We start from the raw sequence: 22,457 nt of genomic DNA on the forward strand, positions 1-22,457 counted from the left end.
CATTTCTTAAATTGTAATTCGCATGAAAAGTATTCTTAAATATAGCGCTATAGGTTTGCTGGCAATCTCCTGCTACGCTTGCAGCAAGCTGGAAGAAACACCCTATTCTTCTATTTATACTGAAAATTTCTATAAAACAGCGGAAGATGCAGAGGCCGGACTGGCAGCTGTGTACAGCAAACTGGCAGATCTGTATGCAGGTCCGTCACCCTTGCTGGTGGCCGACTTTAGTGCTGACCAGATTTATCCTCGTCCGGTGGTAGGAAGAGACACCTATACACTGTTCAGCTTTGACCCGCAATACAGCGCGGTAGTAAGCTTTAGCCGCACAAATGAGTCGCCGATAGACCTGTGGAATAACAGCTATGGCGGTATAGAAAACGCTAACTGGATCTTACAGAAGGTGCCGAACACCGTGATGTCGAACAACACCCGTAAGAACCAGATCCTCGGCGAAGCGTATTTCCTTCGCGCTTTCTTCCACTGGATGCTGACAAAAACCTTCGGTGATGTGGTAATCAGGATTAAACCCAGTCAAACACTGACAGATGCTTATATGCCTAAAAGCCCCAAGGCGGATGTGTATAAGCAAATCTTCCAGGACCTGGACTCAGCAGAAGCATTACTGCCTGACTACAGTGCCGGGTTAGTAAAAGGTCGCCCGTGCAAACAGGCCGTACAGGCCCTGCATGCAAAAGCTGCCTTGTATGTGGAAAACTACGCAGTGGCCATCCAGCAGGCTGAAAAAGTAATCAATGCCGGCAGTGGTACCGGTTTGATGGATCAATTCCAGGACGTTTTTGATGTAACGAAAGAAGATGCGGCCCGCAAGGAAAACCTCTGGGCGTTTGAAGCCGAGTCGGTTGCCAATGGTCGTACTTCACAAATCATGAGTTTGTATGGCCCTACAGGCGCTGCCGCTCCTGCTTACGGCAAAGGCTCTTTTGGCTCTGCATTCGTGTATCCTTCGTTTTTCAAATCCTTTGATCCAAAAGATAAACGCCGTGCGCTCCTGGATACAAACTACGTAAATAAGCAGGGCGTAATTGTACCGCAGGCTGCTATCACACCCATTACCAAAGAAGGGGTGCTGATGAGAAAATATGCGGATCCAAATTCAATCGGCAATGCACATGCATCCAATATTCCAATACTGCGTGTAGCGGATGTATACCTGATTGCCGCTGAGGCAGAAGCAAGATTGAACGGGCCTACCAGTAAAGCCTATACGTATATTAATAAAGTAAGATTACGTGCAGGACTGGATGGACTTTCTACTGGTCTTGGCGCTGCTGAATTTATTGCCGCAGTATTGCAGGAACGCAGCTGGGAGCTGTTTGGCGAAGGTGACCGCTGGTATGATTTGTCGCGCACGGATACCTATCAGCAGGTAGTGTCAAAAGCAGTAAATGATGTGTTCCCAACCAGAGCACCACAAAAAAGAAATAAATATTTTCCGATTCCACAATCTGAAGTGAACGCGAATGACAAGCTGGATCAGAATCCTGACTGGCAATAGCCTCATGGTGTTGTTAACAGGTATATCACTAACGGCTACGGCACAATGTAGTATATTCCTGGCTGCAGGGCAAAGCAATGCAGTAGGAAAGGGGGACAGCAGTTCGTCCGTACACCCGGCGCCGGCAACGGCCTTTGAATACAAGTGGCAGCATAATACACTGGTGCCATTGGAAGACCCTGCAGGAGAGGACTACGAGCATCTCCAGCAGGCAACCACCGGGAGCATGTGGCCGGCATTTGCAGATGCCTACCATCAACGTACAGGCGATACCGTTATCATTGTGCCGGCAGCCAGAGGTGGTGCTTCCTGCCATCAGAAAGCCCGCCTCGGGGATATGGATACCTGGGATACTTCGGGGAATCTTTTTACCGCCGCTGTTGCCAAAGCTAAGGCAGCGGCGGCCCTTTCACAGGGCACTTTAAAAGGTATTATCTGGTTACAGGGGGAGAGAGATGCCAATGCGATTAACAGCGGTGTATTGCAACCGGACGAATACAAGGCTGCCCTAATCAATCTGATACGCCGCTTCAGACATGCATTGGGTACTCAGGTACCCTTCTACATCGTGCAAACAGGCAATTACAAAGGCCACCCGGAAACCGGCTTCAACGAAGTACGAAAAATACAGGCGGAACTGGCAGGCGCCATGCCGCAGGTATTTATCGTATACCGCGATACACCGCAGTTTCCCGGCAAGCACTGGATGACGGATGATATTCACTATAATCAAAACGGATTAAACCATATCGGCACTACTGTAGCAGCTGCCGTGAAAAAATAGTTTGGTATGAGAAATTGCTTGTTGCTATTATCACTGTTTATTACACCCACCCTTTTTGCGCAGCAGCGCCTACAAAACAACCGCCTGCTGCTGGAATGGAAACAAACCAGCCAGGGTTACCAGCTGCAACACATCGCAGCCGGCGGGCAGCAACTGCCGCAGTCTTCCGGTGAATATCTTGTGCTATACGCTGCGGATAAACCGGACAGTGTTCCGGATATGCGCCTGGCAGATACCCACCCCGGTGGATTTCCGCTGAAAGATTACATCTACCTCATCAAAAACTGGGAACGTAACCTGAGCCCGGTGGCCATGAACACCGCCGGCAAAGCAATACGGTTCTTTCCTTCACAGGCCACCAAAGCCAACGGCAGCCTGGAATTCCGTGCAAACAATGCGGAGTGCAGTATTACATCTTCCTGGAAACTGGATAACAAAAATGAAAACGATATCCTGGTAAGTATCACCCTCACCGCCAAACAGGCGGGCTATTACTCCATCGCCTCACCTACGCTGGCTACGGTTGCCAATAATAAGCCCGACTTTGCCATGGTACCGGGTTACTTCCAGAGTAACACCATAGAGCCCGACCTGGTGCTCGCTTACGCATACGGACAAGGCATTCCCAACAAACCAGTCGTATTCCGGGAACGTGCCGCTTCTACATTGAGCCCGCTCGTAAGCAGCAAGGGTATCACCATGGCAGTGATCCCTGATCCCGGCACCGGCCGCGATCCATGGGAGAAAGACGTGAACACGCATAGCCAGTGGAAACTGGGCCTCTCCGTAATGAACCGTGCAGGGCAATACACCCCCGTAGCCTATCACCCCGTGCTGGGGCAGGAGGGTTCGTATATGCGTGCAGGTGAGCAGCGGACTTTCGCTTTCCGCTATACCGTACAACCGGCGGACTGGTACACCGTTTACAAACACGCCATCAACGACGTGTATCGCTTCCCCGATTTCCTGAAGCTGAAAAGTACCCGTACCTCCCTCACCGGCAGAATCATGGCCATGCTGCATTACCTCGGTAACGACAGTACCTCCATGTGGCATACCTTTAACTACAAAGGCCTGGAAATAGGCGCCCAGCAATACATGGGTGGCGTGGTAGGCTCAGCCGGCGATGCCATGAAAAACTCCGACTATGGCGCTATGTGGATGCTGGCCAATATCTCCAAAGATACTACCCTACTCAAACACCGGCTGCCGCAAGCACTCAACTTTAAACTGGTGCAGCAGCAGGAAGAACCCGGCTTTTTCCAGGGCGCTGCAGTAGGGCAGTACTACCTCTGGAAAAGACAGCAGTTTACAGAGGAATGGGGGCATTATGTAGAACCCATTGCCCTTACCTATTACACCATGCTGGATATCGGTAACATCCTCCTGTTTGAGCCCAATAACAAACAATTGCAGCAGCGCCTCCGCCTCGGCGCCGATAAACTGCTGGAATGGCAGCATAGCGATGGCCACTGGGAAGTAGCCTACAACGACGACACCAAACCAACGTTTACGGATATACCGGATTTAAGGCCCACCTTCTACGGACTGCTGGTAGCTTACCGCCTATTAAAAGATCCTAAGTATTTGGCCGCAGCCCGTAAAGGCGCCGACTGGCAAATTAAAAACGGCGTGGACAAAGGCGCTTACCTCGGGGTATGCGGTGATACCCGCTTTGTGGCCGACTTTGCAACGGCCCAAACCGTGCAGGCCATGCTGGATATGTACGACCTTACAAAAGATAAACGTTATCAAAACGCCGCTGTAAGCGCAGCAAAAGTTTACACGGCATCTATATACACTCACCCGATACCTTCCACAGCACAAAAAACAGTGAAAGGTACGCCGCGCCAGGACTGGGAAATCACCCAGGTGGGTCTGAGCTTTGAACACGGGGGCAGCCTCGGTTCCGCCAATCCGCATGGCCCGATTATGCTGGCCAGTCATGCCGGTATGTTTGTGCGCATGTTTGGCCTTACCCACGATTCCCTGTTCATCAACATGGCGCGCGCCGCTGTGCTGGGCCGCGATGCATTTGTGGATCAGCCAACGCAGGTAGCTTCCTACTACTGGGATGTGATGAACAAAGGTGCCGGTCCTTACCCACACCACGCCTGGTGGCAGGTTGGGTTACTCACCGATTACCTGGTGTCAGAAATCACGTTACGCAGCAATAAACAAATCAGCTTCCCACAGGGTTTTGTAACGCCCAAAGTAGGACCGCACACCAGCTATGGCTTTGCACCCGGTAAAGTGTTGGGCACCGCCGCCAACCTGTATATGCCGGATGGTTTACTGACTGTGGAAAACCCTCTGGTAGATTACCTCGGCGCCAGGAGCACCGACCAGCGCACTTTATATGTGATGCTGCTTAACAGCGACGATGCCACGCAGCAAAGTGAGATTAACATCTCCCCGGCACAACTAAAGCATCCAAAACAGGTGGAACTGCTGGACGCCAATGGAAAACCGGAGCAGCAGGCGCTGACAGGCAACAGCTGGAAAGTGACGATTCCTGCATATGGACTGAAAATTATTAAAATCCGCTCATGAGTACATCAACGATAGATACAGGGGTCATATTCGTGTTTTCTGCCTTCGTACTGGTAATAGGCTTGCTGTTTGCCCGTACCGGCCGCAATATGAAATCATTTTTTGCAGGGGGAGAAGCAGTGCCCTGGTTCATCGGCGGACTTTCGCTCTTCATGAGTTTCTTTTCCGCAGGCACCTTTGTGGCATGGGGAAGTATTGCCTATAAATATGGCTTTGTATCCGTTACCATTCAATGGACCATGTGCCTGGGTGGGATTATTACCGCTTTTTTGCTGGCCCCCCGTTGGAAACGTACTGGTGCCCTGACTGCCGCCGAATTTATACGGCAGCGACTCGGCTCGCCGGTGCAAAAATTCTACGTATATACGTTCCTGATAGTATCACTCGTAAATAAAGGTGCGGTATTATATCCGGTGGCTAAGCTGGTAAGCGTATCATTAGGGTTTCCGCTGGTGCCCTGCACCATTGTACTCGGACTAATGATGATTGCCTATACCGCAGTGGGTGGCCTCTGGGCAGTAATGGTAACGGATATCCTGCAATTTGTGATCCTCACGGCTGCGGTGATGCTGGTACTGCCATTATCACTGGACCATGCCGGCGGCTGGCAACAGTTTACGCAAAATGTGCCGGATGATTTCTTCTCACTGGTAAATGGTGAATATACTTTCGGTTTCATACTGGCGTTCGCGTTATACCATATCAGTTACATCGGTGGTAACTGGACATTCGTGCAACGCTATACCAGCGTGGATTCGCCGAAGTCCGCCAAAAAAGTAGCGCTGCTGTTTGCAGGATTATATCTGATCAGTCCTGTCATCTGGATGCTGCCGCCTATGATCTATAAAAGCATTAATCCTGCGCTGGCAGGGCTCAATGCAGAAAATGCCTACCTGGAAGTATGCCGGCTGGTGCTGCCACCGGGACTCATGGGCCTGATGCTTACGGGCATGTACTTTTCTACCTCTGCTACAGCAAACACCACGCTGAACGTGACTTCAGCCGTGATTACCAATGATATTTACAAAGGCGTGATAAACCCCGGAGCTACAGACAAACAGCTGATCCGTGTGGCGCGTGTATCCGGATTGTTGCTGGGTATGGGTATGATTGGTATTGCGCTGATGGTACCGATGGTAGGAGGGATGATAGAAGTGGTAATCAGTATTGCCGCTATCACCGGCGGGCCCACCTTACTACCACCGCTGTGGGCACTGTTTTCAAAGAAACTCACCGGCCGGGTGGCTTATATCATTTCCGCCCTTTGCCTGGCGGTGAATCTGGTATTTAAATTTTTAGTGCCGATGGTGAGTACGCTGAAACTGAACCGTTCCCAGGAAATGTTGCTGGGAGCTGGTTTGCCGTTCATACTGTTACTCCTATACGAATTTGTACTGGCAGCGCGTAAGGGCCCGTCAGTGGATTACCAGCACTACAAGGTATTCCGCCAGCAGCAAAAAGACCAGGCAGCTGAGCAGTCGCCCGAAGAAGTAGACGCTATTCACCGGCAGAATGTTTTTGGATTGCGCGTGATCGCGTTTTCACTGGCATTTACGGCGGTGTTGCTGTTTATTCTCTGTGCGCTGGCTGCTACCGGGAAAGTGCTGGTGGCGGTGATTGCCACGGTAGTGCTGTTGGCTGCCGGTATTCCTTTGCTGGCATTGCGTAAACTCAAATTAAAACAAGTGAATATTCCCACAGGGAAAAGCATCATTCAAGAAAATAATGTGGCATCCTGATGATTGCAGGATAAAAAATCAAGCTTATGTTGAAAGAACAGTCCATTGAAAGCCGGGAATTAAAAACAACGGAGTATAAAGCAGATCTGGTAGTAACAGGAGGTGGGTTAGCGGGCGTGTGTTGCGCTATCACCGCAGCCAGAGAGGGTATAAAAGTTATTTTGGTACAGGACAGGCCTGTGCTGGGAGGCAACTCCTCCAGCGAAGTACGTTTATGGGTACTGGGTGCTACCTCACACATGGGTAACAATAACCGCTGGGCAAGAGAAGGGGGTGTGATTGATGAAATCATGACCGAAAATATCTGGCGAAATCCGGAAGGCAATCCACTCATTTATGATACCATCCTGCTGGAAAAAGTTACCAGTGAACCCAACATCACGCTGCTGCTGAATACAGCTGCTTTTGAAGTGCATAAATCCAATGCAGATACTATTGAATCTGTAACCGCATTTTGTAGTCAGAACAGCACTTTATATCACCTCAAGGCCCCTTTGTTTTGCGATGCTTCCGGTGATGGCGTGGTTGGATTCCTTGCAGGTGCAGCGTTTCGGATGGGAGCAGAAAGTGAGTCGGAGTTTGGGGAGAAGTTTGCGCCCACTAAAGAATATGGTGAGTTACTGGGGCATTCGCTCTACTTCTATACAAAGGATACGGGGCGCCCGGTGAAGTTTGTACCACCGGCATATGCGCTGAAAGATATTACTGAAATTCCACGTTACAAACGCATTAATGCACAGGCGCAGGGTTGCCAGTTCTGGTGGCTGGAATACGGCGGCCGCCTTGATACCGTGCATGACACCGAGGCCATCAAATGGGAACTTTGGAAAGTGGTATACGGGATCTGGAACTATATTAAAAATTCCGGGGAGTTTCCGGAAGCGGAAACCATGACTTTAGAGTGGGTGGGCCAGATTCCCGGAAAGCGGGAGAGCCGCCGTTTTGAAGGCGATTACATGCTGTGCCAGCAGGACATTGTGGAGCAACGCACGCACAAGGACGCCGTGGCATTTGGGGGCTGGTCCATCGATCTGCATCCGGCCGATGGCGTGTTCAGTGAAAAGCCGGCATGTAACCAATGGCATAGCAAGGGCGTGTACCAGATTCCTTTCCGGAGCATGTACAGTCATAACATCGGCAATCTGTTGCTGGCAGGGCGTATCATCAGTGCTACGCATGTGGCGTTTGGTTCCAGCCGCGTAATGGGCACCAGCGCCTGCGCTGCCCAGGCGGCAGGTATGGCTGCGGTATTGTGTACCCGCCATCACGTACAGCCGAGAGCGTTATTACAGGAGGAACTGATGCAGGAGTTACAGGTGGCGCTGGTGCGCAACGGGCAATATATCCCGCAGCTGGTACCAGCCGATCATCAGGACCTGGTGAAGCGGGCGACCATTACCACCAGCAGTGAATATGTGTTAAGGACACTGCAACCGGATGGCGGCACTATAAAACTGGATGCCTCCATGGGCCAGATGTTACCGCTCAAATCCGGTAAAATACCTGCTGTTACCGTGTTTGCTGAAGTGCAGGAAGATACCGGGCTGGTCGTATCCTTACGGACCAGTAGCCGGCAGGTGCATCATACGCCGGATGTGATTTTGCAGGAGCTAACAGTACCGGTTATACGTGGTTCACAGGAACTGACATTTGATTTTGATGTGCTGTTGCCGGAAGACAATTACATCTTCCTGTGTTTTATGAAAAATCCGCTGATAGGTCTGAAAAGCAGCAGTGAAAGGGTAAGCGGAGTGCTGACGGTGTTCAACAAAACCAATCCTGCCGTATCCAACTACGGTGCGCAGGTGCCTACGGAAGATATCGGCGTGGAAGCGTTTGAGTTCTGGTGTCCGGAGCGCAGGCCGGCAGGGAAGAACCTGGCGCTGCATATCCCGGCAGGTATTGCATTGTTTGGTGCAGAGCAGGTGCGTAATGGCATCAATCGCCCTACACATCAGCCTAATATCTGGCTGGCTGCTGCAGAAGATGCAGATCCAACGCTGACACTCAGCTGGCAGGAAAAGCAGACCATACACGAGATTGAGCTGGTATTTGATACCGACTTCGACCATCCGATGGAGAATGTGATTTACCATCATCCCGAAACGGCGATGCCTTTTTGCGTAACGTCGTTCGTGTTATGCAATGATAAAAAGGAAGAGGTGCTGAAGGTGACGGATAATCATCAGTCGCTGCACCGGATAAAGCTGGCGGCGCCGCTGCAAACCAGCAGCCTTACCATCCATCTGAAAGGGACGCATGGAGGCACACCGCCGGGCTTATTTGCGATCAGGTGCTATTAAGATTCCACGTTAAATACATCGTTATGCCAAAACATTTTATTGCTTCGCTGATACTGGCTGCCGGCTTAGCTGCCGGTGGCCAAACCATGGCCCAGGGGAGTTTTACACCGGAAGCACACTGGGTATGTGTAAGCCAGACGGGGTATAATACCAATGCCCCCAAGCGCTTTACGGTGCCTACGGCCATGCAGGGGACTGTATCTTTTTACATTACAGCGGAAGGGGATGGTACGCCGCTGTTTAAAGGTACTGCCAGTAATGGTTTGGGAGACTTTACCGCTTTTACACCTACGGATACGCGTAAACGTTATGTGATTCACGTCCAGGGAGGTGGCTTGCCGGAAGGTGTTTCTTATCCTTTCCGGGTGGCACCTTACCAGCTGGAAAGGGCTGGTTTCCTGCCATCGGTATGGTTTATGAATGATGCCCGCAGTATGACTGGTACCCATCATTCCGCCTATGGTGGCTGCCCCTGGAGGGATGGTACTTATTATTCCTACGAGATGCCGTCACTGATCTGGCTATTTCTTTCTAACCCGAAAGTATATACGGAGTTGCCGGCTACCATCTCCTATGATAGTCTGAAGGCCTTGGTATTTAGTCCCGATTACAAACCTACGAAGGAGCGCAATGATGAAAGCGCCCTGGCAGCTACCAAAAAATATTTTACTACCATAGAAAAACCAATGGGCAAGCGGGTGCCGGACGTTATTATGGACCTGCACTGGGGACTTGGTTACTACATGGTGAACCCTGAAACGCAAGACCCTAGCGGAGATCCGTTGCCTAAGCAATTACATCCGCAAACGCTGGCACAATTTGCTTACTTCCTGTATGCCTATCCGGAACTGAAACAGTGGTTCTCTGAAAAATATTACCGTCAGGTACTTTCATTCACTTTAAACAACTGGCAAAAAACCGGCTTGCTGGACGTACAGCGGCAAGTAGGTACTACAAAGGGGCGGCATGCACCCGGTTTTTCCGTATTACCTAACCTGTTGCTGTTTGAAGTGGCCAAACGGGAGCACCTTCCGGATGCTGCCAAATATATGCAGGCAGCGTACAACCAAACGGCCTGGATCATTGACTCCTTATCGCTGCAGGTGCCGCTAAATACCAAAGGGCAGCGTATGAGTGAATACAACCTGATGACGGGGCTGGCTACCTTCCGGCTGCAATATCCTGACAAGGCACCTGCAGGTTTGCAGCAGAAAATTAATGAGTGGGCGGATGTGGTGATCAACCGGTCCGATAACCCGTGGGATTTCAGGCGTTATGATCTGGACAGCAACTGGACCGTGCCGGCAATGAATGAAGTGGGTAACGTGGCGGGCTTCCCGGCCTCCGCGCTGCTGGCTGCCGCTGTCATAAAAGATCCGGGCAAAAAAGCAAGACTGGAACAGATTGCCTACGCGCATTTCGATAATTTATACGGTCGTAATCCGCTGAATGTGCATGCGGCGCATCATCCTGAAATGGGCTTTGAAGGTATCACAAAAGGATATCCGCGGGGCTACCACGAAAACGTAACGGCGCGGTTGGAGCTGTGTCGTGGTACCATCAGCTGCGTACCAGGTACAGAAATGTATCCGTTTAATCCAACCGGGAAGGATCGTCACCTGGAAGGCTGGGTAAACCATAATACAGCATGGAATGTTAGCCTGGCTGTGCTGAACTGGTACGATAACCGTCCGCAGACTATTACCCGCGATAAAGATGGTTTAAAGATCAGCTGGCAGGCACCGCTGATGGAAGGGCAAACGTTGCCGTTAACCCTGTTGGTAAATGGGGTGGTTAAAACTACTGTGCATTTAAAGCCTGCTAACGGTAGTGACTATACGGTTGTTGTGCCGGTGAGTCAGCTGAAGGGGTTGAAACAGGGTGATAAGATCACTGCGGTGTATGGCCTGGGTTTCCTGGCGAAAAAGCTGGAGCTTACCATATAGTCCTGAACGGAGATCGTCCGCCGGAGGCGGACGATCTCCGTTGCTTGAACGAGGGCCTTCGGCCCTCGTTCAAGCAACGGCTTAGTTAAACCTTAAGTCCCCCGAACATACTAAACAAAATCACGGCCAGCACCAGTGCAGTAATCCCTACATACAACTTATCTTTTTCTAAGGCAAATGCCCCCAGCGACATCACAATACGTAGAATAGGTGTGGCCAGCAGCACCATCACCCCCAGTTGAATTACTTCCGTGCTGCTAAAGCCGGCTGCTCCTTTAATAATACCACTGAAAGTGGTAAATTCTTTTCCTTCACTGTGGAAGTGTTGGTAGTTGGGAACCAGGGTGTGGCCCCTTTGTATTAAGTAGAAGATGCCACCGGCCAGTACGATGCCGCTGGCGGTAAATACGCCGTAGCGCAGCATTTTGCCTACGATTACTTCCACATCTCTGTCCACTAATTTTTTTATAAAGCTCATAGCCGTTAAAATTTATGGTGAAGGCCGTTATACATCATTTCCAGCGCTATAAATGCGATGGCCGCGCAAAAGATATAGCGTAAGGTGCTGGCGTTAATGACCTTCAATAGCCGCGCGCCGGTGAAGGCGCCGCCGAGCACGCCCAGTACTACAGGGAAGGCGATATCAGGCACAATATAGCCGCGCTGCAGGTATACCACTGCGCTGGCTGCGGCGGTAACGCCGATCATGAAATTGCTGGTGGTGGTACTCACCTTAAAAGGAATGCGCATGGTGGAGTCCATGGCCAGTACTTTCAATGCACCCGAACCGATGCCGAGCAGGCCGGAGAGCACGCCGGCAACCAGCATCATACCAAAGCCGCCGGCTACATTTTTAAGTTCATAGTGTACTACACCATCTTTGGTAGGGTAGCTGTTGTTAAGTTTTAGCAGGTGGGACAGGCGGCTGCCCTGTTGGAGTGCCTGCTCGTTTTTACGACGCAGTGTCATGGCAGCGGAAAACAGCAGTACTACGCCGAGGAGGATGGCGATGGTGTTGGTGGGTGTGAACACTGCAATTACGGCACCACATACCGCACCTATGGTGGTGGCTATTTCCAGGAACATGCCGAGGCGAATGTTGGTGATGCCTTCTTTGATGTAGGCGCTGGCAGCACCGGATGAATTGGCAATGGAAGCCAGCAGGGCGGAGCCGATGGCATAGCGCATATCCACGTGAAATACCAGCGTCAGCAACGGAATCAATACTACGCCGCCGCCCAGGCCGGTAAGAGAACCCAGCAGACCGGCCATATAGGCCGCTGCCAGCATAATAAGGGTAAAAGTTATGACGGTCATGGGTTAATAGTTGTTGTCAATAATTTCCTGCATTACCTGCAGCGCCGCTTTCGGTTTTTTCGCTTTGATGGCTTTATACAGCTGTTCGTGCAGGTGGTGGCTGATCGCAAAATGGCCTACGCCTTGTTTATCGCGTTTACTGAAGAAGTCACGGATTACTGCGGTAAAGCGGTGGTAGAGGTCTGCCAGCACCTCATTTTGTGTGGCGCGGGCTATGGCGGTGTGGAAGGCGATGTCTGCATCCGCACAGGCTTGGTTATCGTTGGCCATGATGGCGGCTTTGCGTAACAGCAGCTGCTTTTCAACAGCCGCCAGCTGGGCGGCGGTATGGTGCTCCGCGGCGAGTTTCACAATTTCCGTATCCAGCATGCGGCGCACCTGGTTGATTTCTTCGAAGTCGGCCCGGCGAAGACGCTGGTCCAGCGATTCCGGCTGAATGTTATTGCTCACAAAAGTGCCGGCGCCTTGTTGCACCCGCAGGATGCCACTGTTGGCCAGCGTTTTAATGGCTTCCCGGATGGTGGACCTGCCCACCCCGTATTGTGCCATCAGTTCCGGCTCTGCCGGGATTTTACTGCCGGGCTTGTACTTTCCCCGCGATATATCTTTCTGTATGGCGTTGATCACCTTATCAGAGAGTTTAGGTAAGTGTTCCATGCCTCAAAGGTATGATGTTTAAATAAACATCAGATGTTTTATTTTTTGACAGGGTATTTTCATCGGCAGAAAAGGGGAGAATACGGGGTTTTATCGCTGAATCTGCCTATTTTTGTAGTTGATTTTTTAACAAGGGGCGACCCGTCATTAAGAACGACAGCATATGAGTACAAACGCAAATAATGCCAACACCGGCGCAGATCCGTATGAGAACTTCAGGGCCCTGCTTCAGAAAAATGTGAGTTTTCCTTGCCAGTATACGTTTAAATTTATTGTGAAGGTGGACGATCAGAAACATGACCAGGTACTGGCGGTGTTTGCCGGGACGGATGCGCAGATAACGGAGAATAATTCCTCTCAGGGGAAGTACCGGTCATTCAGCGTAGTGGTGCCTGTTAAGGACGAAGAGGAAGTAATCCGTTATTACAAGGAAGTTTCAAAGATTGAATCTGTAATTATGCTATAAATGCAACAAGGCAGCGCCGGTGGCGCTGCCTTGTTGCTAGGTAAGCAATTTCCTCATTTTATGCCTACTCAATTATAACAGGACTTTGCGTGTATTGAATGTTAATACGTGAAAGTTTACCACCGCTGAAATACAGTGATACTATATATGTCCCAAATGCCTCAGCGTTTACCAATGCACTTGCCGTAAACTGCCACATATTCCATTTTTTCATTTCCTCATCAAAACCTGCGGAGAGCGGTTTCGAGCCCAGGGCAATTTCGTATCTGCCGTTATAGGGCCATTTATTGAAAATCTTACTCATTTTGGCTTTTATTACAGCTGCCGCGTCGCCTACGGCAAAATATTCATCAGTATTGGACGGCCATTTATCCAGGCTGTAATTGCCATCCGGTCCGGACCACCTAATTTTTGTGATGCTTTGATCGTAATCAATGCTAACCACGCCAGCAGAGTCGATCCCATGGATATGGCACTGCTTATAGAGCGCGGGATCGCTTTTGAAATCCATAATTTTTTCATACTGCATTAAGGGTACTTGATATACCGAACTTACGTGCAGTGGTTCCTGGAGCGTCTGTAATTGTTGATACACCTGTTCCGGTGTACTGCCGATGATAATTCCCCATCGGCTACCCTGGGTTACGTCTTCATTAGCGGGAATGGTGTCGTCTTTTTTGCACGACCATAATAGTAACACAGGTACAAACAATAAAAGCAAGGTTCTCATTTGGCTGATATTTATTATTGCTGAATTTCGTCCTTTTTCCTGATTTGTTTGTTATGCCTGATGTAAAACGATCAGAATCAGTCCATTTTATTTTTGGAAGCGGCCCGGATTTTTATCATGTACTGCCCCGGGATTTGCAGGCGCCATTTTATAGAATTGTTAAAGTATTGACATTTTTCGATATCTTGTAGGTACAATTGACGACAATAACCTATTTTTGTGCACCAATATATATAGAATAAATACAAATTTATGAAGCAAACAGTACCTGCGCTCGCGCTGCTGCTCACTCTGGCAGCTTGTGGCGGTGCTTCGACCGATGCGGCGAAGACCGAAGCAAAACAAGAAGCAGCTGTAGCCACCGGCACAGCTTATGTTATTGACACTGCCACCACTTCTGTACAATGGCGTGCTACTCACAAAGGCGGTTTCGCACCTCGTTTTGGTGCTATCAAAGTAACTGACGGTACCCTGAACGTTGAAAACGGTGCAGTAACCGGCGGTAACTTCGAAGTAAACATGAACTCCCTGACTACAGATCCGGCTTCTGTAACTGAAGAAGGCAAAAAATCTACCGATCTGGATGGTCACCTGAAAAGTGGTGATTTCTTCGATGCTGCAAAGTATCCAACTGCTAAATTTGTGATCACTGCTGTTGCTCCTTTCGACAGCACTAAAGGAAAAAGTCTGTTACCAGGTGCTACTAACCTGATCAGCGGTAACCTCACCCTGAAAGACAGCACCCTGAACATCACTTTCCCTGCACAAATCACTGTTACTGACGCAGAAGTTACTGCAAACGCAAAATTTGTTATTGATCGTTCTGCATGGGGCATCTCCTACAAAACTGAAGGTAGCCCTGAAAACTGGATGATCAGCAAAGATGTTGAAATTGGTTTCAGCCTGAAAGCTGCGAAAAAATAATTCAACATTTGTGGTTGATATAATCGAAAAAGCGCCTGGCAAACCTGCCAGGCGCTTTTCTATTTATGCCATTCACTGTTATTGGTTACCGGTAATAATGAGGGTAATCCCTCCTTTCACTTTGCCGGTACCCACATTGGTATTTACAATGTTCAATGCAATCGCCTCTCCGGCCACAAGCCCGAAATCAGGGATTTTCAGGTTGAACTTCGAACATTTATTGCTATCGAATATAGCGTTGAACTCTTTAAATAACGCCTTGAAAGAAGTAGCAGGAGCAGCACCGCTGTAGATCTGGGTAATAGCCGCATCTACCTGTTTCTGGATCGCCTGCTGTCTTTCCACACTCATCCCTTCTTTACTTTGACTTACCACGTCGAAGCCTGTACGACCCGCTCTTACCGTTACGCTTTCTGCGCCCTTACTTTCCAGTACCGGCACCAGTTTGGCCACCAGGTCGGCGGTGTTTTCGCGGAAGCGGAAATTAGCCAGGGCAGGGTGCTGCAGCGCAATGATCTGATCTTTCGTGAGCGGTACAAACTTGATGTTTTCCTGCGCATTAGCCGTGTGGATCAGCTGGAAGTTATAGTTCTGCGCCTGACCGGTGATGTTCAGGTTCTTCTGGCCGATGTGGCGGTCGATGGTTGGATCGAGGCCATATAAACTGATCGGCTTATCCAGCGGACTGAAAGAATAGGTGCGTGCAAACAGGCAGCGGTGCCCGGCCTGGTGATTCTGCACATCAAAAGGAACGTTTACACTACCGCTGCTCAGGGGCAGTAAAAATGAATCCAGTTGCGTGAGTGCAATGTTTTCTGCATAGCGGGTATCAAAACCCAGTGAAGGAGTGCAGAGGAAAAATTCCACTTTTGCCGTAGGAACGGTAATGTCTCCACGATTATTAACTGTACACTGAATGTTGTACTGTTGGCCTGCCTGCAACGCCGTAGTAGGCGCACCAGGGTTAGCCATAGGCGTCACCGTTATATCCGGTGAATTCCAGAATGTAATATTGCTGAAAGGGCGGACGCCAAGGTCGGTGCCATATGACCGGATGTATAAAAATGAGCTGTCGTTTACTTTTTCAGGGCGCCTTTTGCCACCCGTGGTACTGTTGGTGGCGTAGAGGCGGTCGATAAGGGCTGGTGCTTCCGCAATATATTTATCTGTATTGCCTTGCAGCTCCTTCAGGTATGCTTGAATATTTGCAATTGTTTCGTTCATAAATTTAATTTTTTGGGGAGATGAAATAACAAAGGATTTATCAGGCCGGCGGAATGAACGTGAGATCAACTGGTGTAGTGTCGAGCTGATCAGGTTGTTCACGCGGATCGCCTTTTTGTGTCCAGCAGGGATATCCATATCCTCTGTCGGCGTCCATATTGAAATCCGGGAACTTGATATTCTTTTTCCAGCGGTCGTAAATCTCTTCTGTCAGCATCATCGCGTTGCCGAGAGAAGGCTTGATACCTGTGGTAGCGGCCGGGTTAAAGGCTGCAACAACCTGTGATTCCGGACCGTTGAGCGTTGCCAGTGTATCGATCAGTGTTTTGCTCAGCGGAATTTTATCAAATGCGTAGTGCAGTGCGGTATTACTGAAATAGCTGTTAGGAGCCGGATGTGCCGGGTTTTGTTCAGTAGCTCCGGATACCGGTGGATAGATCATATGTTTTTCCCGGTGGAACAATTCATCCAGGAATCCGCCTGCGCCCAGGGTTACAGCGAGTTTTGGCAGCTGGCCAAACAGGTCGCCGGCTTTGGTACCCAGTGGGTCAGGGAAGCTGGTGTTTTTAAACTGTGCGAAGCGTGGTTCGTTCAGGTGTTCCTGCATGGGGAATGCGAGTCCGTTGAAAGCCACGCCCAGCCTGAAGTTCTGGAATGCATTGTACAATTGTTCGTACACCAGGCTTGCTGCATAACGGATACCCGCAGTAGTGAGGGTGGTGAGGGAGCCAACGATGGCATCCACCAGGGCATGTGCCGCTGCAATGGCCGCCAGGATCAGCGCCGCCAGGATCAGGAAGATGGCAAGGAAGCTGAAGTTACCCGCCTGATCTACCGCATCTTCGATGAAGTCGCCGATATCGCCGAGGTCTTCCATCGCTTTTTCCCATACTTCTTCCAGTTCAGCGGTGAGGCTGTATGGTTCAGGTTTTGGGATGGTGCCGGTATCGGTGGCGTTGCGCATCCATTTGTACCAGAGTCGGTAGGCATTGTTTACATCTTCTGCACTGATAGCAGGGCCGTATTCATTATCATCTGCGGAGCCGCTGTTAAATACTTCGTTCAGTGTTTCTGCAATGAGTTTTGAAAGGTCCCCAGGCATGTGTGTATCCGGATCCGGAATTTCATCTTCCGCATCTGGTGCAGAGATAACGCCTTCGAAGTTGAAATTATACAGGGCATGCAGTTTGGAGCGGTTCCAGTCGGTACCCTCTTTCAAAAACATATTGAACACGTCCTGGAAATTTTCCAGGGTCTTATGTCGTTGTGCATGGATGCGGTAAGGTCCACCTGAATTTACATTTACATATGGATGACCTACCGTATCAGCTGTAAAGTGGGTGAGGTACCCAATGGCGTACAGATGCTCCGGCGTGTTGGGTTGGGTCTTATCGAGGAGGGCTTTGGCAAATCTGCCGGTTTTGCGGTAGTGCATGGCATCAAACCACCACCATTTACCTTTGTCTTGTCCGTCGCGGTAAGGGTGAGCCAATACATTATACACATTGAATTCGGTCACGAATTCCTTGAGCATTTCCACCAGGGTAGCTGCGAGGCCGTCAATCACCTTTTGCATATCCTTAAACAGCTCTTCGATTTCGGAGAGGGTGGAAGAGTTGTCGATCACCTGGTCAGCAGCGTATCCGGCAGCTTCCACTGCATCAATGATCGGCTGTGGTACGGCATCCAGTAAACCTTTTTTGAAGCCTTCTATGGCGTCATACACTTTAAAATAGATCTGAGCAAGATCACCTACGGTGCCGTTCCAGTCTTTGGTGTTAAAAAACAGGAAATCAGGTCCCTGGCATCCCAGAAACAAATAGGGCAGATGTTTAGGATCAGAGAGGGCAGCTTTGATGTCGGCATACGCCGCACTTCCACCAAGTCCTTGGCCATTTTGAATTTGCGACCGCAATTGCTGAGCGATCATGTGATGCAACGATGGTCCGGGCATAACTAAATTTTTTGGGGTTTAAAAAATGAAAACGAATCACCATGAAGTATCGCCGCTGGTTGGATTAATAAACATTTAGTGCTACAGTACCAGCTTATTTTGAGGTTGCGTATACCCTGATGTTGAATGCAAAATTAGGAGTGTCGATGATAGTTGAAAAGAGGGAAAGTGCTGGTTTTAGTTTATCCGGGGAGATGGAGCGGACGGCTGGCAGTGATGCCGCGGTAACTGGCAGGAATTTTTTGAAAACCGGTGTTGGGGGAGTACGTAGTTGTCAAATGCGTAGAAATACGCAGGGCTTTTTTCTCGCAAAGGGGCGTAAGGATTTTAAGCTTGCAAAGGATTTTGTTTTAGGCGCCTTTGGCGCCAGGGGAGCGATCTTTTTTCTCGCAAAGCAGCGAAAGCAGGTAAGCAGCCAAGTATTGTGTTTTGTTAGTTTGCAGTGTTTTCGCGCCGGCGGCGCGGAAGCACTGCAAGATAAAGGATGCCGAAGGCATCCTTTATCTTGCAGTATAAATTAGTACCCAATGGTAAATCTTTCCCGGTGATGCTGCGGCTTTTCCAGCTCATCAATCAAGGCAGCGGCATAATCTTCCACCGAAATTTTACTTTCTCCTTTATCATTTGTAATCAGGTCGTCCTTACCCAGCTTATATTTGCCGGTTCGTTCTCCGGGGCTGATATTGCCTGCCGGCGAAAAGAATACCCAGTCCAGTTCTTTTTCCTTCGGAAGAAAATCGTGGTATACTTCGGCCAGTGCTTTAACTGCCGGCAGCATTTGCTCAGGGATGGCGCCGCTATCCATTACAGTAACCCCGGGCTTCACGAAGAGCGAGCCCGCTCCTCCTACCACCAACAAGCGCTTAATGCCAGCCTCCCGGATACCTTTAAGAATGGATTTGTAACCACTGAGCGTATCGGCGGCAATGTGCGGATTGCTCCAGCCCGGATTATAGGCGCTGATCACTACATCCGCACCTTTAACAGCTTCAGCCACCACGCCCGGATTTTGAACATCACCATGTATGGCGGTAAAGTGATCGTTTTTAATATTGATTTTTTCAGGATTACGTACGACTGTTTTCACATGGTGTCCTCTTGATAAAGCTTCTTTTACCAGTGCCGAACCAATAAAGCCGCTGCCTCCGATGATTACTATGTTTGCCATAAGATTTTCGTTTATATAGAAATAACACATGGCTGGGGAAAAGGTTGGTAGGGCAGGGAATGATGTTAGCAGAGATTATTGAGTAGATCTATCCGGATAGACGCCTGCCAGGCGTCTCTACTTCGCGAATTAATAATGTAAACGAACATGGATAATTATTTCAGGTTTAGAATCATTGTAGATGTTTTGATAGACGCCTTGCAGGCGTCTATCAAAACATAATCTTCGCTTTAATCACGAAATATCTAAAGTCAAAGGTTCTCAACGCGAATAAAAGTTTATATACCGACTACTTGATAAATATTTAGCGCATACATTATTTTTTCAGGAAGATGCAGATGCCGCTGCTATTACATCTCCCTAAATACAATAAAAACACAATATCTAAATTGCCTAACTTAGGAAAATGGATAAGAACATAGAACTTATAACCACCAATGATGAATGGGTGCTTAAAAAGAAGCTCCAGATATTTCAATTTGTTATCATGGTCCTATTTTTATTCACAGGTTGCCTATTCTGCCTAACATCAGGATTTACTGAATTTCACCAATCAGCGATTATAATCTTTACGGTGGGGCTTCTGATTTTCCTGTCATTTAAGGTTGTAAATCTGAAAAAGTACCGGAATAAACATTTACGAAAAACCGAACCAGGTAAGTTTATTATTGAAAACAGGGAATACGTGCTCGACTATACGAAGGATTATATCTGTATTTCCGAAATTAGAAGGAGGTACAGCACCCACTATGACCTGGACCTGGTAATTAAAAAAGAACGATTCTCGATAGCAAGCGGAGCCTCACGGAAAACCAGCCAGGCATTAGCTGCCAGTTTGAATGAGTTTTGTGAACTACGGGTGCGTATGCTTAATGACACCATTATTCCCTATTTGAAAAACGAAATCTGACATTTTGTGAGCAACCTATATCACCTTGCAGATCTGGAATTTCCTGTTCTCAGAATCAGGCGGCAGGACCCCGCTATTTTTTATACAGCACAGTTACAGCAGTTAAGTATAGTTCCCATTGGCCAGGATGCGTTTTATTATGATGACCTCACCATGATCTATGACAGCAGGGGAGCTGCATACCTGGTAACCCGTGTGATGCCGGATGCTGCGCCGGTATTGCAAACCCTGAGGCGGGTATGGCCTATGTTCTCGGTTGAATTGGAGCTGGTGCAATTACGCATGCTGGACATTGCCGCTATCAAACAAGTTTGCCTCGACCACATCGCTCAATACAAAATGCGTTGGAAACCAGCCCGCCTCATTGCCGAAGACCTCGCCAAGCTTCATTCCTTTCCGGAAGTATTTCAATATTTTAACGGGGAGAACGGTATCCATTACGGTCTGAAATTCGTTTTCTAATTCTCGCATTGCTGCCTGCCACTTGTTGTCGCCTTTTGCCGGCAGTGTATCCGGTTTGGAAAACCGGTTTGAAAATCATAATTTTTTGTTCCAATTATATAAGTAAATACAGGCCGATATAATTAGATTTGTGCTGATTCGGCCATTAGCCTGATTAATTGATATTCTGATAAGGAACTATTTAGTGTAAAGGAGGTTCATCACACCTTTCTAACAACACAACACTGCGTTTATGAATGGCAAAAATTACTACAGCAGACGTTTTTTCCTGAAAACTTCAGGCGCCCTGGCGGCATTGGCAGCAATCCCGGCCACGGTGAAGTCGTTTTACATGGATGCTAAACGCCTGATCATCCCTCCCCGGCAAAAGCAGCCGCTGATCGTAAAGGTCAACAAACAAACCCATAAGCTGGATGTGGATACACGCACCACCTTGCTGGACCTGCTCCGGGAAGACCTTCACCTCACAGGTACCAAAAAAGGTTGCGACCACGGCCAGTGCGGTGCCTGCACCGTGCATGTAAACGGGGAACGCGTACTGAGCTGTCTAACCCTGGCGGCTACACTGCCGGGCAAGGAAGTCACCACCATCGAAGGACTCGCTGATGGCGACCAGCTGCACCCCATGCAGGCGGCCTTCCTGGAATGCGATGGTTTCCAGTGCGGTTACTGTACACCGGGACAGATCATGTCGGCCGTGGCCTGCGTGAAAGAAGGGCATACCAAATCCGTAGCCGAAATTAAAGAGTTTATGAGCGGTAACCTTTGCCGCTGCGGCGCTTATAACGGTATTGTAGCATCCATTCAAAAAGTAGCAAAATGAAGCCATTCAGCTTTAGTAAATCCGACAAAGTAAGTAAGGCTTTATCTGCGAAGAAAGAAGCCGTACAGTTTCTGGCAGGTGGTACCAACCTGGTAGACCTCATGAAAAAAAATATAGCCGTTCCCGATGGGCTGATTGATATTACCGCTGTGCTGTCCGACAAAGTGGAAGCGCAATCCGGTAGCACCCGCATCGGCGCCATGGTGCGCAATAGCGCCCTGGCAACGGACCCGCAGATACTCGCTAAAAATCCGCTGGTAGCAAAAGCTGTTCTGGCAGGGGCCTCCCCGCAAATCAGGAATATGGCCTCCACCGCAGGCAACCTCCTGCAACGTACCCGCTGTCCTTACTTCTACGAAACCAGTACTCCCTGCAATAAAAGAAAACCTGGCAGCGGATGCAGCGCCCTCCACGGTGAACAGCGCATGAGCGCCATCATCGGCTATAACGATGCCTGCGTGGCCGTACATCCGTCCGACCTCTGCATCGCACTCGCCGCACTCGGTGCATCCGTTAACGTTACGGATAAAGGCAATAAACAACTGGTAATACCATTCAAAGATTTTCATAAACTGCCGGAATCCACACCGGACCTGGATAACCATCTGCCGAAAGATGCCATCATCACCTCGGTGGATATTCCGGATAATCCGTTTAATAAGCATTTCGCGTACGTGAAACTGCGTGACCGCGACTCCTACGCTTTCGCGCTCGTATCAGTAGCCGCGGCGCTGGACCTGGACGGCACCCGTATTAAAGAGGCGCGACTGGCCTCCGGTGGGGTAGCCCATAAACCATGGCGCTGGCAAAAAGCGGAGCAATATCTCAAAGGAAAAGAAGCCAATGCCGCTACCTTCCACGCCGCCGCAGCTATCGTGGCCGATGAAGTGAAACCATTGCCTGGCAACGGTTTTAAGAAGGTTATGCTCATGGGCGCTATTGAAACTGCTTTGCAGCATTGTTTAACTGCTTAATCTA

General features: G+C 49.3%; 20 protein-coding genes. 13 read left to right on the forward strand and 7 right to left on the reverse strand.

Translation table 11 applies throughout. From position 1 onward, the window contains the following. Positions 1 to 22: 22 nt before the first annotated feature. From BUB18_RS25025 to BUB18_RS25050, 6 genes are read left to right on the forward strand one after another with little or no spacing between them, the layout of a single operon-like run. Positions 23 to 1,519, forward strand: a complete 1,497-nt coding sequence (locus BUB18_RS25025) for a RagB/SusD family nutrient uptake outer membrane protein (protein ID WP_073086379.1) — start codon at positions 23 to 25, stop codon at positions 1,517 to 1,519. Continuing rightward, complete coding sequence (locus tag BUB18_RS25030; protein WP_073086381.1) at positions 1,485 to 2,303, forward strand: sialate O-acetylesterase; 819 nt, start codon at positions 1,485 to 1,487, stop codon at positions 2,301 to 2,303. The genes BUB18_RS25025 and BUB18_RS25030 overlap by 35 nt, the downstream gene beginning before the upstream one ends. A gap of 6 nt (positions 2,304 to 2,309) precedes the next feature. After that, entirely contained in the window at positions 2,310 to 4,856 is a 2,547-nt protein-coding gene (locus BUB18_RS25035; protein ID WP_073086383.1) for a YyaL domain-containing protein, read from the forward strand. Next, on the forward strand, positions 4,853 to 6,595 hold the full coding sequence (locus tag BUB18_RS25040; protein WP_073086385.1) for a sodium:solute symporter family protein: 1,743 nt from the start codon (positions 4,853 to 4,855) through the stop codon (positions 6,593 to 6,595). Before BUB18_RS25035 ends, BUB18_RS25040 begins: the two co-directional genes overlap by 4 nt. A 26-nt stretch (positions 6,596 to 6,621) precedes the next feature. After that, positions 6,622 to 8,898, forward strand: a complete 2,277-nt coding sequence (locus BUB18_RS25045; protein WP_073086387.1) for an FAD-dependent oxidoreductase — start codon at positions 6,622 to 6,624, stop codon at positions 8,896 to 8,898. A gap of 23 nt (positions 8,899 to 8,921) precedes the next feature. Beyond that, positions 8,922 to 10,844 (forward strand): early set domain-containing protein, encoded by a 1,923-nt coding sequence (locus BUB18_RS25050; protein ID WP_073086389.1) that lies wholly within the window; start codon positions 8,922 to 8,924, stop codon positions 10,842 to 10,844. A gap of 85 nt (positions 10,845 to 10,929) precedes the next feature. On the opposite strand, the gene BUB18_RS25055 is transcribed toward BUB18_RS25050, so the two are convergent. Genes BUB18_RS25055 through BUB18_RS25065 form a run of 3 tightly spaced genes read right to left on the reverse strand, consistent with a single transcriptional unit; the run spans position 10,930 to position 12,818 of the window. Beyond that, a complete protein-coding gene (locus tag BUB18_RS25055; protein ID WP_073086391.1) occupies positions 10,930 to 11,322 on the reverse strand; it encodes a DUF1634 domain-containing protein in 393 nt (130 codons plus the stop codon). A gap of 5 nt (positions 11,323 to 11,327) precedes the next feature. Further along, complete coding sequence (locus BUB18_RS25060; RefSeq protein WP_073086393.1) at positions 11,328 to 12,161, reverse strand: sulfite exporter TauE/SafE family protein; 834 nt, start codon at positions 12,159 to 12,161, stop codon at positions 11,328 to 11,330. A 3-nt stretch (positions 12,162 to 12,164) separates the two neighbouring features. After that, positions 12,165 to 12,818, reverse strand: coding sequence for a FadR/GntR family transcriptional regulator (locus BUB18_RS25065; RefSeq protein ID WP_073086395.1), 654 nt, complete (start codon positions 12,816 to 12,818; stop codon positions 12,165 to 12,167). A gap of 163 nt (positions 12,819 to 12,981) precedes the next feature. Here BUB18_RS25065 and BUB18_RS25070 point away from each other — a divergent pair, with 163 nt between their 5' ends. Continuing rightward, positions 12,982 to 13,284: an HP0495 family protein gene (locus tag BUB18_RS25070; protein ID WP_073086397.1), complete on the forward strand. Its 303-nt coding sequence runs from the start codon at positions 12,982 to 12,984 to the stop codon at positions 13,282 to 13,284. A 64-nt stretch (positions 13,285 to 13,348) separates the two neighbouring features. Here BUB18_RS25070 and BUB18_RS25075 read toward each other — a convergent pair whose 3' ends face one another. Beyond that, positions 13,349 to 14,014 carry a hypothetical protein gene (locus BUB18_RS25075; protein ID WP_073086399.1) on the reverse strand — a complete coding sequence of 222 codons (666 nt, stop codon included), beginning with the start codon at positions 14,012 to 14,014 and terminating at the stop codon, positions 13,349 to 13,351. A 252-nt stretch (positions 14,015 to 14,266) separates the two neighbouring features. On the opposite strand from BUB18_RS25075, the gene BUB18_RS25080 reads away from it, so the two are divergent. Further along, positions 14,267 to 14,938, forward strand: a complete 672-nt coding sequence (locus BUB18_RS25080; protein ID WP_073086401.1) for a YceI family protein — start codon at positions 14,267 to 14,269, stop codon at positions 14,936 to 14,938. Between the two features lie 78 nt (positions 14,939 to 15,016). On the opposite strand, the gene BUB18_RS25085 is transcribed toward BUB18_RS25080, so the two are convergent. Together BUB18_RS25085 and BUB18_RS25090 are read right to left on the reverse strand one after the other, a co-directional pair. After that, positions 15,017 to 16,162: a hypothetical protein gene (locus BUB18_RS25085; RefSeq protein WP_073086403.1), complete on the reverse strand. Its 1,146-nt coding sequence runs from the start codon at positions 16,160 to 16,162 to the stop codon at positions 15,017 to 15,019. A 40-nt stretch (positions 16,163 to 16,202) separates the two neighbouring features. Further along, complete coding sequence (locus tag BUB18_RS25090) at positions 16,203 to 18,116, reverse strand: zinc dependent phospholipase C family protein (protein WP_143160095.1); 1,914 nt, start codon at positions 18,114 to 18,116, stop codon at positions 16,203 to 16,205. 146 nt (positions 18,117 to 18,262) lie between these two features. Between BUB18_RS25090 and BUB18_RS25095 the strand changes: the two genes are divergently transcribed. Then, positions 18,263 to 18,637, forward strand: a complete 375-nt coding sequence (locus BUB18_RS25095; RefSeq protein WP_073086407.1) for a hypothetical protein — start codon at positions 18,263 to 18,265, stop codon at positions 18,635 to 18,637. Here the strand turns inward: BUB18_RS25095 and BUB18_RS25100 are convergent. Beyond that, positions 18,634 to 19,284: an NAD(P)-dependent oxidoreductase gene (locus BUB18_RS25100; protein ID WP_073086409.1), complete on the reverse strand. Its 651-nt coding sequence runs from the start codon at positions 19,282 to 19,284 to the stop codon at positions 18,634 to 18,636. The genes BUB18_RS25095 and BUB18_RS25100 overlap by 4 nt on opposite strands. 406 nt (positions 19,285 to 19,690) lie before the next feature. On the opposite strand from BUB18_RS25100, the gene BUB18_RS25105 reads away from it, so the two are divergent. The 4 genes from BUB18_RS25105 to BUB18_RS25120 all read left to right on the forward strand — a co-directional run bounded on the left by BUB18_RS25105 (position 19,691) and on the right by BUB18_RS25120 (position 22,453). Beyond that, positions 19,691 to 20,194 carry a hypothetical protein gene (locus tag BUB18_RS25105; RefSeq protein ID WP_073086412.1) on the forward strand — a complete coding sequence of 168 codons (504 nt, stop codon included), beginning with the start codon at positions 19,691 to 19,693 and terminating at the stop codon, positions 20,192 to 20,194. A gap of 6 nt (positions 20,195 to 20,200) precedes the next feature. Continuing rightward, entirely contained in the window at positions 20,201 to 20,656 is a 456-nt protein-coding gene (locus BUB18_RS25110) for a hypothetical protein (RefSeq protein WP_073086413.1), read from the forward strand. A 232-nt stretch (positions 20,657 to 20,888) separates the two neighbouring features. Further along, complete coding sequence (locus tag BUB18_RS25115) at positions 20,889 to 21,479, forward strand: (2Fe-2S)-binding protein (protein WP_073086415.1); 591 nt, start codon at positions 20,889 to 20,891, stop codon at positions 21,477 to 21,479. Further along, complete coding sequence (locus tag BUB18_RS25120) at positions 21,476 to 22,453, forward strand: FAD binding domain-containing protein (RefSeq protein WP_073086417.1); 978 nt, start codon at positions 21,476 to 21,478, stop codon at positions 22,451 to 22,453. Before BUB18_RS25115 ends, BUB18_RS25120 begins: the two co-directional genes overlap by 4 nt. The last annotated feature ends 4 nt before the right edge of the window (positions 22,454 to 22,457 follow it).

The sequence above is a fragment of the Chitinophaga jiangningensis genome (assembly GCF_900142605.1).
GTDB lineage: Bacteria > Bacteroidota > Bacteroidia > Chitinophagales > Chitinophagaceae > Chitinophaga > Chitinophaga jiangningensis.

Excerpts from the sequence above, each read along its gene's own strand:
- BUB18_RS25025 (WP_073086379.1), top strand. The coding sequence starts at position 23 with ATGAAAAGTATTCTTAAATATAGCGCTATAGGTTTGCTGGCAATCTCC.
- BUB18_RS25030 (WP_073086381.1), top strand. The coding sequence starts at position 1,485 with ATGACAAGCTGGATCAGAATCCTGACTGGCAATAGCCTCATGGTGTTG.
- BUB18_RS25035 (WP_073086383.1), top strand. The coding sequence starts at position 2,310 with ATGAGAAATTGCTTGTTGCTATTATCACTGTTTATTACACCCACCCTT.
- BUB18_RS25040 (WP_073086385.1), top strand. The coding sequence starts at position 4,853 with ATGAGTACATCAACGATAGATACAGGGGTCATATTCGTGTTTTCTGCC.
- BUB18_RS25045 (WP_073086387.1), top strand. The coding sequence starts at position 6,622 with ATGTTGAAAGAACAGTCCATTGAAAGCCGGGAATTAAAAACAACGGAG.
- BUB18_RS25050 (WP_073086389.1), top strand. The coding sequence starts at position 8,922 with ATGCCAAAACATTTTATTGCTTCGCTGATACTGGCTGCCGGCTTAGCT.
- BUB18_RS25055 (WP_073086391.1), bottom strand. The coding sequence starts at position 11,322 with ATGAGCTTTATAAAAAAATTAGTGGACAGAGATGTGGAAGTAATCGTA.
- BUB18_RS25060 (WP_073086393.1), bottom strand. The coding sequence starts at position 12,161 with ATGACCGTCATAACTTTTACCCTTATTATGCTGGCAGCGGCCTATATG.
- BUB18_RS25065 (WP_073086395.1), bottom strand. The coding sequence starts at position 12,818 with ATGGAACACTTACCTAAACTCTCTGATAAGGTGATCAACGCCATACAG.
- BUB18_RS25070 (WP_073086397.1), top strand. The coding sequence starts at position 12,982 with ATGAGTACAAACGCAAATAATGCCAACACCGGCGCAGATCCGTATGAG.
- BUB18_RS25075 (WP_073086399.1), bottom strand. The coding sequence starts at position 14,014 with ATGAGAACCTTGCTTTTATTGTTTGTACCTGTGTTACTATTATGGTCG.
- BUB18_RS25080 (WP_073086401.1), top strand. The coding sequence starts at position 14,267 with ATGAAGCAAACAGTACCTGCGCTCGCGCTGCTGCTCACTCTGGCAGCT.
- BUB18_RS25085 (WP_073086403.1), bottom strand. The coding sequence starts at position 16,162 with ATGAACGAAACAATTGCAAATATTCAAGCATACCTGAAGGAGCTGCAA.
- BUB18_RS25090 (WP_143160095.1), bottom strand. The coding sequence starts at position 18,116 with ATGCCCGGACCATCGTTGCATCACATGATCGCTCAGCAATTGCGGTCG.
- BUB18_RS25095 (WP_073086407.1), top strand. The coding sequence starts at position 18,263 with ATGATAGTTGAAAAGAGGGAAAGTGCTGGTTTTAGTTTATCCGGGGAG.
- BUB18_RS25100 (WP_073086409.1), bottom strand. The coding sequence starts at position 19,284 with ATGGCAAACATAGTAATCATCGGAGGCAGCGGCTTTATTGGTTCGGCA.
- BUB18_RS25105 (WP_073086412.1), top strand. The coding sequence starts at position 19,691 with ATGGATAAGAACATAGAACTTATAACCACCAATGATGAATGGGTGCTT.
- BUB18_RS25115 (WP_073086415.1), top strand. The coding sequence starts at position 20,889 with ATGAATGGCAAAAATTACTACAGCAGACGTTTTTTCCTGAAAACTTCA.
- BUB18_RS25120 (WP_073086417.1), top strand. The coding sequence starts at position 21,476 with ATGAAGCCATTCAGCTTTAGTAAATCCGACAAAGTAAGTAAGGCTTTA.